Consider the following 12,353-nt stretch of genomic DNA (forward strand, 5'->3'; position numbering starts at 1 on the left):
TGTATAAGCCCTCCCCTTCAGGGGAGGGCGAAGGAGGATCAGCGCGCGCCCATCGTGCGCAGGCGGTCGCGCAGCGGGCCCCAGGAGGCGATGCCTTCGGCGACCTGGCCGTTGATGACAAATGTGGGCGTGCCGGTGATCTGATATTTCTCGATGCCCGCGTTGGTGCCCTTTTCGATCGCCTCGACATTTTCGACCTTGCCGAGACACTGCTGGATCGTTGTCGCGGGGACCCCGCGCTGTTGATAGAATTGGTCGATCCCCCAGGCTTTCGCGAGCGCGGTGAAGCGTTGTGCCGGCGGCAGCTGCATCGCCGCTTCGATCCCGGGCTGCGGCTTTGACGCGCCCGCGATGAAGGCTTCATGTTCGAGGAAGGTCGCGTCGGCGAGCGGGAAGAAGCGGTCGGTGCCGGTGCATTTGACGATCGCGCCGGCGATCGCGTCGATCGGGTGGAGCATGAAGGGCGTCAGCTTGTACGACACGCGCCCGGTGTCGACGAAATCGCGCTTCAGTTCTTCGTGCGAGTCCTTGGCGAACTGCGCACAGTGGCCGCAGGTAAAGGCGCCGAACTCTTCCAGTTTGATCGGCGCTTCGGGGTTGCCCATGACGACGCCGTCGCCATCGACGCGGACGACCTGTGACCAGCTCTTGCCTTCGGGCGGCGCGACTTTCTCGATCACCTCCTGCTCCTTGGCCGGGTCGGCGGTGCCGCCGCCGCAGCTGGCAAGCGCGAGCGCGCCGAGCGAGGACAGAAGGGCGATACGAAGCGATGCGGTCATATAGTCGTCTCCACGGGATCGGGAATGGAGGGTTTCTACGCAGCCTTGAGCGCGGCGTCGAGTTTCGATTTGAGCGCGGGCCAGGCGACGGCGTCGGCGCGCCGGCCATTGATGAAAAAGGTCGGCGTGCCGGTGACCCGGTCGGCGCTGCGGCCGATGTTGGTCATGCCCGTGAGTTCGGCCTGCGCGACTTCGCTGTCCAGCGCGGCGTCGAGTTGCGCCTGTGTGTAGCCGCGCGCGCGCATCAGCGCGGCGAGGCCGGTGTCGGTGGCGATCCGGCGCGCGCGCTGTGCCACGCTGCCTTCGAACCAGCTGGACTTTTGGGCGTCGGTGGCTTTCTGAACCTTGGCGATGAAGGTCGGGAAGGCGGCAAAGATCGCCTGATGATTGCCGGCAAAGGCGCTGGCCCCGCCGACGCGCGCAAGCAGCGCCGCGGTCATGTCGACCGGATCGCGCACCAGATTGCGATATTCGAAGAGGACAAGGCCGCGGTCGATATATTGCGTCTTGAGCGGGAGCGATGCCGCCGTCGCGAAATCGGCGCAGACATGGCAGGTGTAGCTGAAATACTCGATCAGCCGCAGCCTGGCCGAAGGATTGCCGACGATATAGGCGCCGATCGGGCTGGTCGTCACGGTCCGCGACCAGACGGCGGGCTTGGCGGGCGTGGCGGCAATCAGCGTGATCGCGGCGCCCGACAGTGCGGCTATCGCGCCGCGGCGGTCAAGCAGGTGGTCATGGAAAGCGGACATGGTTGGCGGTCTTTCCTAACTGATCTTGGGAAGCCGTGGCGGCGTCGCGAGGCCCGCGGCCATGCGTTCAAGCACGGTGCGCAGTTCCGGGTCGCCGATGTCGCGCAGGCTGTCGCCCAGTTCGGCGGGTACGGGTTTCAGCATGGCCGGCGGCTGAACGGGGGCGGCGGGGGTGACCTGGCCGTGCGTCATGCGGACGGCGGCGATCGCGGCATAGCCGAAAAAGCGGTTGACCGCGGCGATGATGTCGGGGGCGACATGCTGGAGCATCGGCGCGTGCGCGCCGCTGATCGTCAGGTGCAGCGTCCCGCCCGCCTTTTGCCCGGCGGGGAAACGGATCATTGCGGGCTGGGTGACGTCGGCAAGGCGGTCGCCGACGATCTCGCGCCAGCGGCTGACCACCGACGACTGGATGAAGCCGAACTTGCGAAAGGCGGTGCGGCCGATTTCGGGGACGAGGTCGGCAATCGCGCGCGCCTCGCCGCCGCGCGGGCGCTCGTAGCGGCGCACGGGACCCTGGGCGGGCTTTGCGCCGCCCTTGGTGCCGCCCTTGGCCTTCGCCTTTTCGGCGGGTGCGTCGTCGCCCGTGGCTTTCGTCATGCCCGACGCCATGCCATAGGCGGGGGGTGAGCGTCCAGACTATCGGCATGGAATCGCCCCTCCCCTTCCGGGGAGGGGTTGGGGTGGGGGCGTGCCGCCTTGCGCAAGGCGACACGCCCCCACCCGCTGCAACCAGCCAGCCAGCCGCCAGGTTTCGCCGCTCTCCCCTTCAGACGAGGGGTTTATGAGCTTCTCCGCGCGCCTTTTGGACTGGTACGACCGTTCGGCGCGCGCGCTGCCGTGGCGGATCGCGCCGGGCAGCGGGGCGGTCCCCGACCCCTATCGCGTCTGGCTAGCCGAAGTCATGCTGCAACAGACGACCGTCGCCGCGGTGGCGGGCTATTTCCCGCGCTTTACGCAGCGCTGGCCGACCGTCGCCGATCTGGCGGCGGCGGAGGAGGCCGAGGTCATGGCGGCGTGGGCGGGGCTTGGCTATTATGCCCGCGCGCGCAACCTGCTCGCCTGCGCCCGCGCAGTCGTTGCCGATCATGGCGGGCGCTTTCCCGACAGCGAGGCGGGGCTGCGCGCGCTGCCGGGCATCGGCGACTATACCGCTGCGGCGGTCGCGGCGATCGCCTTCGGCCGCCCGGCGGTCGTGGTCGATGCCAATATCGAACGCGTGATCGCGCGCCACCGGCACATCGAAACGCCGCTCCCCGCGGCGAAGCGCGCGATTCGCGCGGCGCTGGCGCCGCTGGTGCCCGATGCGCGGCCGGGCGATTTTGCGCAGGCGCTGATGGATCTCGGCGCGACCGTCTGCACGCCGCGCGCGCCCGCGTGCGATCGCTGCCCGATCGCCGCCGACTGCCGCGCGCTCGGGCGCGCCGACGTCGAGCGGTTGCCGGTCAAACCGCCGAAGAAGGCGAAGCCGCGCCGCCACGGGATCGCGCATTGGATCGAACGCGACGGCGCGATCTGGCTGGTGCGGCGGCCGGGCAGGGGAATGCTCGGCGGGATGCGCGCGCTGCCCGGCGGCGAGTGGACCGATGCGCCGCCCGCCGAAACCGAACGCAGCGAATCGGAAATCGTCCGCGTCGACCATGGCTTTACCCATTTCGATCTGACGCTGGCGCTGGTGCGCGGCGAAATGGCCGATGCCGCAGCGGAAGGCGAATGGTGGCCGATCTCGGACCTTGACGCCGCGGGGCTGCCGACGCTCTATCGCAAGCTGGTGGTCAGGATGCTGGAGAGAGACACATGAACATGATGGTGACGCGCCGCGCGTTGATGGGCGGAATGGCGCTGGGCGGCGCGGCGGCGCTGCTGCCGCGCACCGCATGGGCGTGGCGCGCCGACGGCGAGGCGCTTTATCCCGCGACGCGCGCGTTCGTCCGGGGGTTTGTCGAGCGCCGCGAACTCACCGGAACGCTCGCCGCAATCGGCAAGGGACAGGAGGCGCCGCTGTTCATCGGCGCGGGGGTTCAGTCGAACGGGTCGCCGACGCCGGTCGGCCCCGACACGATCTGGCGCCTCTATTCGATGACCAAGCCGGTGACGGGCATCGCCGCGATGCTGCTGATCGAGGATGGCAAGATGCGGCTCGACCAGCCGATCGCCGACTTTCTGCCCGCCTTTGCCAAGATGAAGGTGCAGAACACCCCCGACGGATCGCTCACCGACGTGCGCCCCGCCAAAGGCCCGATCACGGTGCGCCAGCTGCTCACCCACACCGCGGGGCTGGGCTATAATATCATCCAGAAAGGGCCGATCAAAAAGGCGTATGACGATGCGGGCATCGTCGGCGGGCAGGCGAGCCGCCTGCCGATCCCCGGCCTGGCGCCCGTCACCCCCGCGCCGAGCCTGGCGGCGATGGCCGACCGGCTGGCCGAACTGCCGCTCGTATACGAGCCGGGGACGAAATGGAGCTATTCGATCAGCCTCGATCTTTTGGGGCGGGTGATCGAGGTCGTGTCGGGCCAGGCGTTCGACGCCTTTCTGAAGGCGCGGCTGTTCGATCCCTTGGGCATGACGAGCACGGGGTTCATGGTCGCGGCGAAGGACGTGCCGCGCTTCACAAGCAATTATGCGCCGTTCAGCGGCGCGCTTATCCCCTTCGACCCCGCGGCAAGCTCGATCTATCTCGACCCGCCCCCCTATCCGTTCGGCGGCGGCGGCCTTGTATCGAGCGCGCGTGATTACGACCGTTTCCTCGCGATGCTGCTCGGCGAGGGCGAAACGGGCGGGGTGCGGGTGATGTCGGCGGACACCGCGCGGCTCGCGATGTCGAACCTGATCGACGACAGCGTCGACCGCAAGGGGACGTTCATCGACGGGCAGGGCTTTGGCGCGGGCGGCCGCGTGTCGCTGCCGACTTCGCCCGGCGGCGAAGGCATTTTCGGCTGGGCGGGTGCCGCGGGGACGATCGGGTTCGTCCACCGGGGCCTTGGCTATCGCGCCGCCGGCTACACGCAGATCATGCCGTCCGACGCCGTGCCCTTTCAGGCCAGGTTCGGCGAGACTTTCTTCAAGGATGTGATGAGCTGATGCCGTTGCCGCTCGGCTTCACCGGCGCGCGGCTCGACCGCGCCGACCAGCTTCGTGTCAATGAGGCGTCTTTTGCCGCAGCGCTTGCCGATCCGCGCGCGACCTGCCTTGCGCTCGACGGGATCGATTTTGTGCCGGGCGAAGGGGGCGGGCTGCTGTGGGAACCGCTCGACCCCGCCGACGAGCGCGCGCCGATCCTGCTCGGCATCGACGATACGGGCGCGCCGCGCTTCGTGCGCGAGGCGGCGGCAGGTCGGCGCGTCGATGCGCGCTCGCGCACGGTGATGGGGCTGCTGCCGCTGCTGTCGGCCGAGGAAGCGGCGCTTTATGGCGGCGCGCGCAGCCTGGTCGACTGGCACGCGCGGCATCGCTTCTGCGCGGCGTGCGGCGCGCCGACCGCGCTGTTTCGCGGCGGCTGGGGGCGGCGCTGCGGCGCGTGCAATGCCGAACATTTTCCGCGCGTCGACCCGGTGGTGATCATGCTCGCCGAATATGAGGGCCGCGTGCTCGTCGGGCGTCAGCCGGGCTTTCGGCCGGGCTTTTTCTCGGCGCTTGCGGGCTTTGTCGAACCCGGCGAATCGCTGGAGGAAGCCGTCGCGCGCGAATTGTTCGAGGAGGCGGGCATCCATGTGTCGGACGTGTCTTATGTCGCGAGCCAGCCCTGGCCCTTTCCCTCGTCGCTGATGATCGGTTGCCGCGCGGTCGCGACGGGCGCGGCGTTGACGCTCGACACGACCGAGATCGAGGCCGCGATGTGGGTCGACCGTGCCGAGGTGCGCGCGGCGCTGGCGGGCGACATGGGCGCAAGCTTTCTGGCGCCGCCGCCGCTGGCGATCGCGCGCCATCTGCTGGAAGATTGGGCTGGGTAGCGGTCGTTGGGGCCGACAGCATATGCTGTCATGTCCGCTTCCGGTCGAAACCGGACGCCCGACTCGCTGGCCGCAACCGGCCGTTAACCCCTTTTGCCGGTGATCCGGCTGATTTCCTTCGCCACCATCGCCTCGACCAGTGCGGGCAGGTTGGCGTCGAGCCATTCTTTCAGCATCGGGCGGAGCGCGTCGAGCACGACTTCTTCCATCGTGCGGCCGCTTGTGGCGGGGGCGGCGGCGGTGGCGGCGGCAACGGCGGGCGCGACCACGGCGGTCAGCGCCTCGAGCGACTGGCGCGCCGCATCGGCGCTCGCTTCGGAAACAAGTTTGTCATCGGCGGCGGGCGCGTCCCCGAAAACGGGCTCGGCCGCGGCGCGATCGTCGCGATCCTGAAGGTCGAGGATGTCGTCGGCTTCGGGGACGCGAATCTCGCGCGCGGCGCCGGGCGCCTCGTCGCGGGCGATGACACGCCGAATCGACGACAAAATGTCTTCCATCGACGGTTCTCGCGACATATCGCCCATATAAACCCCCTAAACCATCGCGCTTACCGGATGGTTAACGCTTTCCTTACCGGTCCGGGGCGTATCTTGCCAAGCCTTATTGTGGCGCAGGCGCGGGCGGGCCTTCGGGAACGGCGGCGTCGGCGGCAGGCACGGCGCGCGTGTCGGTCGCGACCTGCTGCGGTTCGGGATCGTCGGCCCAGTCCCAAAGCTGGCCGTTCACCCGGCGATAATTGACCTCGGGATCGTAGAGCGCGCCGCCCTCGATCCCCAGGTCGCGCGCCTCGGCCTTGCCCATCGCGGCGAGGAGCGAGAAGGCGGCGACGTAGGAGTTGCGCTGCGCCGAGACAAGCTGGACCTGCGTGTTCAGATATTCCTGTTCGGCGTTCAAAATGTCGAGGATCGAGCGCGTGCCGACACTGTTCTCGGCGCGCACGCCTTCGAGCGAAAGCGCGTTCGCGCCGACCGCCTGCCGCGTCGCGGCGATGATGCGCTCGTTCGCCTGCCACGCCGCATAGGCGCCGCGCGTCTGGGCGATGACGCCGCGTTCGACCTCGACATATTGTTCGATCGCCTGGCTGCTGCGCGACTGGGCCTGCCGCACCTGTGCCGAACGGCGGCCGCCGGTGAAGATCGGCAGCGTGACCTCGACCCCCGCCGCCGCGCTCGACGTTTCCTGCGTCACGCTGACGCCGGGGACGCCGCTGTTCAGCGAGCCGAGGAAATTATTGTAACCGCCGCTGAGGATCGCCGACACCTTGGGCGCGCGGCTCGACTTGGCGGTGCCGATGTCGGCGCGCGATGCCTTGACCTGTTCACTCGCGGCCTCGATGTCGGGGTTGCTGTCGAGCGCGATCGCAACGGCCTCTTCGGCGTTGGCGGGCAGGTTGGGGAGCGGCGGCGGCGGCTCGAGATCGACCGGCGCTTCGCCGACGAGGCGGATATAGGCTTCGCGGCTGGCGATCAGATTGGCTTCGGCGGTCCTGAGGTCGCCCTCGGCAAGCGCCAGCCGCGCCTCCGACTGGGCGACGTCGGTGCGGGTCAGGTCGCCGATTTCGAAGCGGTCGCTCGTCGCCTGCAAATTGGTGCGCAGCACCGCGACATTTTTCTGGTTGAGCTGGACGATCGCCTGGTCGCGGATGACGTCCATATAGGCGCCGACGACCTGTGAAAAAATGCTCGCCTCGGTCGCGCGCAGATTGGCCTGCCCCGCCTCGACGCGATGTTTCGCCGCGCGCACCGCATTGCGCACCGCGCCGCCCTGATAGATCGGGACGCTCAGCCGTCCGCCCATCGTCACCGAGCGCGCGGGCGAGCTGAAATTATTGCCGGGGATGATCAGATTTTCTTCATAGCTTGCCTGCGTGCCGATTTCGGGCAGGCCGAAGCTTTTTTCGATCGGAACATTTTCGTCGTTCGCGCGCTGACCCGCGCGCGCCGCGGTCAGCGTCGGGTTGTTTTCATACGCCTTGGCGAGCGCCCCTTGCAGGGTTTCAGCCTTTGCCGTCATCGGCAGCATCAGCGCGCTCGCGGCAAGGCCGGCAAGCCATCGGGCACGACGAGGGGACGGTTTCTTGTCGCTATCGGTCATCGTGATGTCAGCCTGAAACAAGGAGGGGGGAGGGGCGGTTCAGAAGCGGAATCCGGTTGGCGCGGCGAAGCCGGGCAGCGGCGCGACGTCCATGTCGGCAAAGCTGCGCAGCGCGACCACGCCGCCCGCCTTTACGCCCTGGACAAGCCGCGTGACCGCGCCTTCGCGCCGCGCGGCGACGATGCGTCCGCCCTCGGCGAGCTGCGCCGCGAGCGCGTCGGGCAGGATTTCGATCGCGCCGTCGATGATGATGCGGTCATAGGGGGCGGCGTCGGGCGCGCCCGCGGCGAGCGGCCCCTCGATCCAGCGGATGTTCGCGTCGGCGGTCGCCGGTTTCGCGATCGCGATCAGCGCGGGCGCTTCCTCGACCGCATGAACTTCGGCGCCGAGCGCGGCGAGCAGCGCCGCGGTATAGCCGGTCGCGCCGCCCACGAGCAGCACACGCATCCCCGGACGGATCGCGGCGGCGACAAGCATCCGCCCGGTGACGAGCGGGGGATTGAGCATCCGTCCGTCGCCCAGCGCGATCGCGCGGTCCATATAGGCGACGCTGGAAAGCGCCGCGGGCACATGCGCCTCGCGCGGCACTGCGCCCATCGCCGTCACGACCGCGGGGTCGATGACGTCATTTGTCCGCAATTGGCTGTCGATCATGGCGGCGCGCATCTCCGCCGCGGTGATTTCGCTAAACCTGGTCGCCATCAGCCTTGTTCCGATTCCCTGGAGTCTTGATCCTTTGCGCCCGCTCTAGCCGAAGCGATGCTGTATTGCAACAATAATACAGCCCGGCGGTCCGCTGCCGCGCGCATAGCCCGGCGGAGGGGATGCGCCAACCCCGCATCGCGCTGCGGCGGGCACAAGACGATCGGTCCAACAATCGGATTGCCAGTGCGGGGCGAAACGGCTAGGGGCGCTCACTCGACGCATATCATGCGCCTGAGGCCCGATGGCGGAGTGGTGACGCAGCGGACTGCAAATCCGTATACGCCGGTTCGATTCCGGCTCGGGCCTCCATCCATATTCATCGAACCCAAAAATAGATAGTTTCGCCGATGAAACGGCGCAATTGTGGGCCTCTGCCGTCGCCCTTTGGTCTCTGCTCGTTGCGCTCCGGCTCGCAAATGGTCGCAAAATTAGCCAGAGTCTCTGCGCGAGATTCTGCAGCTACGGAATTGAAAAATTCAGTGGGCTTGGCCGCTTTCAGACTATCCGCTCCTAGGTGTTTGGTCCCGGCATTTGATGGTGCATTACCCATGCAAGTGAGGAGGTATGCACTATGGGACAGATTCTACACGGGAGCGCCCGCACGACAGAGGCAGTCCGTCGAGCGATACAGCATAGTCAAGAGAGCCTGAGGGTTCTGGCCAAGCGCTACGGCATCAACCAGAAGACCGTCGCCAAGTGGAAGAAGCGCACGGCAGTCAAGGATCTGCCGACGGGGCCGAGGGATGCCCATTCGACGGTGCTGGGTATCGAAGAGGAGGCGATCATCGTCGCCTTCCGCAAGCACACCCTGCTACCGCTGGATGACTGCCTCTATGCCTTGCAGGCGACGATCCCGCACCTGACACGCTCGTCCCTGCATCGCTGTCTGCAACGGCACGGCATCAGCCGGTTGCCCGAGGTGACCGGCGACAAGGAGCCGAAGCGCAAGTTCAAGACTTATCCGATCGGCTACTTCCATATCGACATTGCCGAGGTCCAGACCGCCGAGGGCACCTCCGGCGACCACTCGCGACGCTTGCCCGCACCTGTGAAAACCTCAAAGCGCGGCACGCCGCTGGTGCCAGCATCATCACCCGACATCATCATAGCACCAGCGCCCCTCGCAAGATCAGGGTGCGGAGACTCCCCGCTCAATCCCGGCGCTGCAAGGTGGCGAAGGAACACCGCTTACCATAAGGGACGCCAACCTCGGTCGAAAGGGCGATGATGAGGTTGCGGCGGTCGTCGTCCATGGGCGGACACATCATCAAGTCGATCCGCAAGTCCATAACCAGCTTTTGAGCCGTCATGTCGGAAGGCCGACAAGCTTGCGCTGCTCCGCCCAATCCAGTGGCCATTCCTGCTTCAGCATCCATTCGGGCGTGACATGATCCGGCGCGCTGCCGGTCAGCAGTGCGCGCTGGATATCTGGGGCGAGAAGCCCGATCACGATCCGCTGCCGGATCCACTCCGTTGCGCCAGCCGTCATTTGGCTATGTGCGGAGGGCATTATCGGCGAGGCGTTGATTTCGTCGAGCCGCCGGTGCGCGGTGTGGACAAGGGTTGCGAGGTCGGCCTTCGTTTCGGCGCCAACCATGGTCTGGCCCGGCGATTGCTTCGTCCGCCCGCTTCGGTCGGGCGGTAGCGGCACGGAGATACGCAAGATGTCGCCATCGATCTTCGCGTCGGCATCGATCAACTCAGCGCGGCTAATGATGCGGGTCGCACCGAGAGCGCTGTCATCGGCGATCGCGGCAACGTCGATCTCAGCGAACAACCGGTCGCCGAGCGCCGTGACCTTGGTAATGGCGCCGAATAGATCGGCGTCATGTTGATCGACGACCAGATCGCGTAGCCCGACGCTGATCGCGCGCTCGACCCGTGCCGCCGAGAACCGCTGTCCCTCACGATTGGTCGGCATGTTCGCGGTGCGCGGAAGGAGGCAGTCGCTGAGGTAATAGCGGTACATCTTCTTCCCCCGCCCATAGGAGAAACTCACGCTCATCGGCTGATCATCGGCATCGTGGATTTTGCCGGTCAGCGGCGATGAGGCGGCGCGGGTCTTGCGCGCGCTGCGCTTCACCTGGTTCGCCTCGAGCTGCTCCTGCACGGCATTGAACAGCTCGGCCGGGACGATCGCATCATGCTCGCCGGCATGCGCCTTGCCCTTGTGGACGGCGAAGCCCCGATAGACCCCGTTCCGGAGGATATGGGCCAGCGCACCGACATGGAATGGCAGTCCGCCGTGGGTCTTCCCTGTGCGCGAGGTCCAACGCTTCGAGCGGATGCCCTGAGCGGCCAACTCCTTCGCGAGCGCCGGGACCGACTTGAGATCGAGATAGCGGGTGAAGATATGCCGGACTGTCTCGGCTTCGGTCTCATTCACCTCGAGCTTCCGATCTCCGAGGTCGTAGCCGAGGGGAACATTGCCGCCCATGAACATGCCCTTGGCGCGGGACGCCGCGATCTTGTCGCGGATCCGCTCGCCGGTGACCTCGCGCTCGAACTGCGCGAACGACAGTAGGACATTGAGGGTAAGGCGCCCCATGCTGTTCGTGGTGTTGAACGCCTGCGTCACGCTGACGAAAGAGGCAGAGTTCGCGTCGAAGGTTTCGACGATGCGGGCAAAATCCATCAGGCTACGGGTGAGGCGGTCGACCTTGTAGACGACGACGATATCGATGCGGCCGCGCACGATATCGGCAAGCAGGGCTTTGAGGGCAGGGCGATCCATGTTGCCGCCTGACCAGCCGCCATCGTCATAGCGATCGGGAAGACATTCCCAGCCCTCGCCCGCTTGGCTCAATATATAAGCCTCGCAGGCTTCACGCTGGGCAACGAGTGTGTTGAACGCCTGGTCGAGCTCCCCCTCGGTCGACTTGCGCGTATAGATGGCGCAGCGCTTGCGCGGCGACACGCTCATCGCGCGTTCGCGTGCCGGAGGCCGAAGAAGCGCGGGCCGTTCCAGCGCATCCCCGTGATATGGCGCGCGACCTCCGACAAGCTGCCCCAGGTCTTGCCTTCATAGACGACCCCGCTCTCGATCACGACGACCTCATGGGTCCGGCCCGCCCATTCGCGGGCGAGGCGCATGCCTGCGGCCGGCGTGATACGCAGCGGCAGATCCTCGCGCACCAGAAGCTTGCGCGTCGTGGCATCGAGCCCGCCCTCGACATCGGCCTGGACGCGCCAGGCCAAAACCCGACGCAGCAGTTCGGCGCTGCGGTGGCGGGGAGCAGCGCCGTAGCGTCGCTCCCACTCGATGCGCAGCTCAGCGAGCGGCATCGCGGCGATCGCGGCGACCGCCTCGCCCAAGTTCCGGCGCCGGCTCATGCGTCGGCCTTCGCGGCGATGAACCACACGGTCGTGTTGCCGGAGGTGCGCTTCTCGATGACATGGCCTTTCTTGCGCAGACCCGTCATCGCCGCGCGCACCGTGTGCGGCTGCCAGCCGGTGCGCTCGGTCATTTCGTCAAGGGTGGCGCCGTCTTTCCGCTGCAGCATCTCTAGCAAAGCCGCGGCCTTGCTGCCTTCGCGCGGCGTCTTCGTGTCGGCGTTCTTGGTCATGGGTTGTCTCCTGATGAGACCCGGCAGGATACCGGGCCCACCACCCAGAGCCCCGCCGATCGGTCGGCTGGGGCGGGCTGCGATTCAGGGCGTCGCTGGGCGAACAGCAATGCTTGGTGTGACGGGGAAGTCGAGCCCAATCCTAAAAAATACATCCATTATGGTGGATGTCCTGTGACCTGCCCCTCCCGCTGGCTCCCTCGATTTGATGTAGATTCTGCCCCGCACGAAGGAGCAGACGAATGAGGAAGAGCCGTTTTTCCGAGGAACAGATTATAGGTATGCTCAAGGAGCAGGAGGCTGGGCTGCCGACAGCGGAGGTATGCCGCAAGCACGGCCTCAGCCCGGCAACGTTCTACAAGGCCCCTAATTACATCTAGCGAAGTTCCCGACGAAACCATTCTGGCGATGATTGGACGGGACAGCGGAGGATTTTCGCTTTCCTACAATCTCTTGGCGCGATAGCCCTTGACGAATCGAGGATCGAGTCTTGTTCGGCAGGAC

At 66.7% G+C, this 12,353-nt stretch carries 12 protein-coding genes, 1 tRNA gene and 2 pseudogenes; 6 read left to right on the forward strand and 9 right to left on the reverse strand.

Annotated elements, in window-relative coordinates; genetic code table 11:
• Positions 1 to 38: 38 nt before the first annotated feature.
• The 3 genes from HUW43_RS13915 to HUW43_RS13925 are packed head-to-tail and all read right to left on the reverse strand — an operon-like array spanning position 39 to position 2,131.
• Positions 39 to 779, reverse strand: a complete 741-nt coding sequence (locus HUW43_RS13915; protein WP_188237947.1) for a DsbA family protein — start codon at positions 777 to 779, stop codon at positions 39 to 41.
• A gap of 35 nt (positions 780 to 814) precedes the next feature.
• Entirely contained in the window at positions 815 to 1,531 is a 717-nt protein-coding gene (locus tag HUW43_RS13920) for a thioredoxin domain-containing protein (protein ID WP_188237948.1), read from the reverse strand.
• A 15-nt stretch (positions 1,532 to 1,546) separates the two neighbouring features.
• On the reverse strand, positions 1,547 to 2,131 hold the full coding sequence (locus HUW43_RS13925; RefSeq protein WP_223181535.1) for a DUF721 domain-containing protein: 585 nt from the start codon (positions 2,129 to 2,131) through the stop codon (positions 1,547 to 1,549).
• A gap of 184 nt (positions 2,132 to 2,315) precedes the next feature.
• Between HUW43_RS13925 and HUW43_RS13930 the strand changes: the two genes are divergently transcribed.
• The 3 genes from HUW43_RS13930 to nudC are packed head-to-tail and all read left to right on the forward strand — an operon-like array spanning position 2,316 to position 5,484.
• Positions 2,316 to 3,332 (forward strand): A/G-specific adenine glycosylase, encoded by a 1,017-nt coding sequence (locus tag HUW43_RS13930; protein WP_188237949.1) that lies wholly within the window; start codon positions 2,316 to 2,318, stop codon positions 3,330 to 3,332.
• Positions 3,329 to 4,615: a serine hydrolase domain-containing protein gene (locus HUW43_RS13935; protein WP_188237950.1), complete on the forward strand. Its 1,287-nt coding sequence runs from the start codon at positions 3,329 to 3,331 to the stop codon at positions 4,613 to 4,615. Before HUW43_RS13930 ends, HUW43_RS13935 begins: the two co-directional genes overlap by 4 nt.
• Positions 4,615 to 5,484, forward strand: coding sequence for an NAD(+) diphosphatase (gene nudC / locus HUW43_RS13940; RefSeq protein ID WP_188237951.1), 870 nt, complete (start codon positions 4,615 to 4,617; stop codon positions 5,482 to 5,484). Before HUW43_RS13935 ends, nudC begins: the two co-directional genes overlap by 1 nt.
• 83 nt (positions 5,485 to 5,567) lie before the next feature.
• Here the strand turns inward: nudC and HUW43_RS13945 are convergent, their stop codons facing one another.
• The 3 genes from HUW43_RS13945 to HUW43_RS13955 all read right to left on the reverse strand — a co-directional run bounded on the left by HUW43_RS13945 (position 5,568) and on the right by HUW43_RS13955 (position 8,280).
• Positions 5,568 to 6,008 (reverse strand): DUF2497 domain-containing protein, encoded by a 441-nt coding sequence (locus HUW43_RS13945; RefSeq protein ID WP_188237952.1) that lies wholly within the window; start codon positions 6,006 to 6,008, stop codon positions 5,568 to 5,570.
• Positions 6,009 to 6,084: 76 nt separating this feature from the next.
• Positions 6,085 to 7,578, reverse strand: a complete 1,494-nt coding sequence (locus tag HUW43_RS13950) for a TolC family outer membrane protein (RefSeq protein WP_188237953.1) — start codon at positions 7,576 to 7,578, stop codon at positions 6,085 to 6,087.
• A gap of 39 nt (positions 7,579 to 7,617) precedes the next feature.
• Positions 7,618 to 8,280, reverse strand: a complete 663-nt coding sequence (locus HUW43_RS13955; protein ID WP_188237954.1) for a protein-L-isoaspartate O-methyltransferase family protein — start codon at positions 8,278 to 8,280, stop codon at positions 7,618 to 7,620.
• Between the two features lie 238 nt (positions 8,281 to 8,518).
• Between HUW43_RS13955 and HUW43_RS13960 the strand changes: the two genes are divergently transcribed.
• Positions 8,519 to 8,592, forward strand: a tRNA-Cys gene (locus HUW43_RS13960).
• A 262-nt stretch (positions 8,593 to 8,854) separates the two neighbouring features.
• A pseudogene (locus HUW43_RS13965) lies at positions 8,855 to 9,295 on the forward strand (IS481 family transposase); the annotation flags it as partial.
• Positions 9,296 to 9,589: 294 nt separating this feature from the next.
• On the opposite strand, the gene HUW43_RS13970 reads toward HUW43_RS13965, so the two are convergent.
• From HUW43_RS13970 to HUW43_RS13980, 3 genes are read right to left on the reverse strand one after another with little or no spacing between them, the layout of a single operon-like run.
• Positions 9,590 to 11,206 carry a recombinase family protein gene (locus tag HUW43_RS13970; RefSeq protein WP_188237955.1) on the reverse strand — a complete coding sequence of 539 codons (1,617 nt, stop codon included), beginning with the start codon at positions 11,204 to 11,206 and terminating at the stop codon, positions 9,590 to 9,592.
• The gene (locus HUW43_RS13975; RefSeq protein ID WP_188237956.1) at positions 11,203 to 11,616 is read right to left on the reverse strand and encodes a DUF2924 domain-containing protein; all 414 of its coding nucleotides are present in this window, start codon (positions 11,614 to 11,616) and stop codon (positions 11,203 to 11,205) included. The genes HUW43_RS13970 and HUW43_RS13975 overlap by 4 nt, the downstream gene beginning before the upstream one ends.
• The gene (locus HUW43_RS13980; protein ID WP_188237957.1) at positions 11,613 to 11,849 is read right to left on the reverse strand and encodes a DUF3489 domain-containing protein; all 237 of its coding nucleotides are present in this window, start codon (positions 11,847 to 11,849) and stop codon (positions 11,613 to 11,615) included. The genes HUW43_RS13975 and HUW43_RS13980 overlap by 4 nt, the downstream gene beginning before the upstream one ends.
• A gap of 242 nt (positions 11,850 to 12,091) precedes the next feature.
• Between HUW43_RS13980 and HUW43_RS13985 the strand changes: the two are divergent.
• Positions 12,092 to 12,211, forward strand: a pseudogene (locus HUW43_RS13985) (transposase); the annotation flags it as partial.
• Positions 12,212 to 12,353 lie beyond the last annotated feature (142 nt).

This window comes from Sphingopyxis sp. LK2115 (assembly GCF_014595975.1).
GTDB lineage: Bacteria > Pseudomonadota > Alphaproteobacteria > Sphingomonadales > Sphingomonadaceae > Sphingopyxis.

Excerpts from the sequence above, each read along its gene's own strand:
- nudC (WP_188237951.1), top strand. The coding sequence starts at position 4,615 with ATGCCGTTGCCGCTCGGCTTCACCGGCGCGCGGCTCGACCGCGCCGAC.
- HUW43_RS13950 (WP_188237953.1), bottom strand. The coding sequence starts at position 7,578 with ATGACCGATAGCGACAAGAAACCGTCCCCTCGTCGTGCCCGATGGCTT.
- HUW43_RS13980 (WP_188237957.1), bottom strand. The coding sequence starts at position 11,849 with ATGACCAAGAACGCCGACACGAAGACGCCGCGCGAAGGCAGCAAGGCC.
- HUW43_RS13930 (WP_188237949.1), top strand. The coding sequence starts at position 2,316 with ATGAGCTTCTCCGCGCGCCTTTTGGACTGGTACGACCGTTCGGCGCGC.
- HUW43_RS13955 (WP_188237954.1), bottom strand. The coding sequence starts at position 8,280 with ATGGCGACCAGGTTTAGCGAAATCACCGCGGCGGAGATGCGCGCCGCC.
- HUW43_RS13915 (WP_188237947.1), bottom strand. The coding sequence starts at position 779 with ATGACCGCATCGCTTCGTATCGCCCTTCTGTCCTCGCTCGGCGCGCTC.
- HUW43_RS13970 (WP_188237955.1), bottom strand. The coding sequence starts at position 11,206 with ATGAGCGTGTCGCCGCGCAAGCGCTGCGCCATCTATACGCGCAAGTCG.
- HUW43_RS13935 (WP_188237950.1), top strand. The coding sequence starts at position 3,329 with ATGAACATGATGGTGACGCGCCGCGCGTTGATGGGCGGAATGGCGCTG.
- HUW43_RS13925 (WP_223181535.1), bottom strand. The coding sequence starts at position 2,131 with ATGACGAAAGCCACGGGCGACGACGCACCCGCCGAAAAGGCGAAGGCC.
- HUW43_RS13920 (WP_188237948.1), bottom strand. The coding sequence starts at position 1,531 with ATGTCCGCTTTCCATGACCACCTGCTTGACCGCCGCGGCGCGATAGCC.
- HUW43_RS13975 (WP_188237956.1), bottom strand. The coding sequence starts at position 11,616 with ATGAGCCGGCGCCGGAACTTGGGCGAGGCGGTCGCCGCGATCGCCGCG.
- HUW43_RS13945 (WP_188237952.1), bottom strand. The coding sequence starts at position 6,008 with ATGGGCGATATGTCGCGAGAACCGTCGATGGAAGACATTTTGTCGTCG.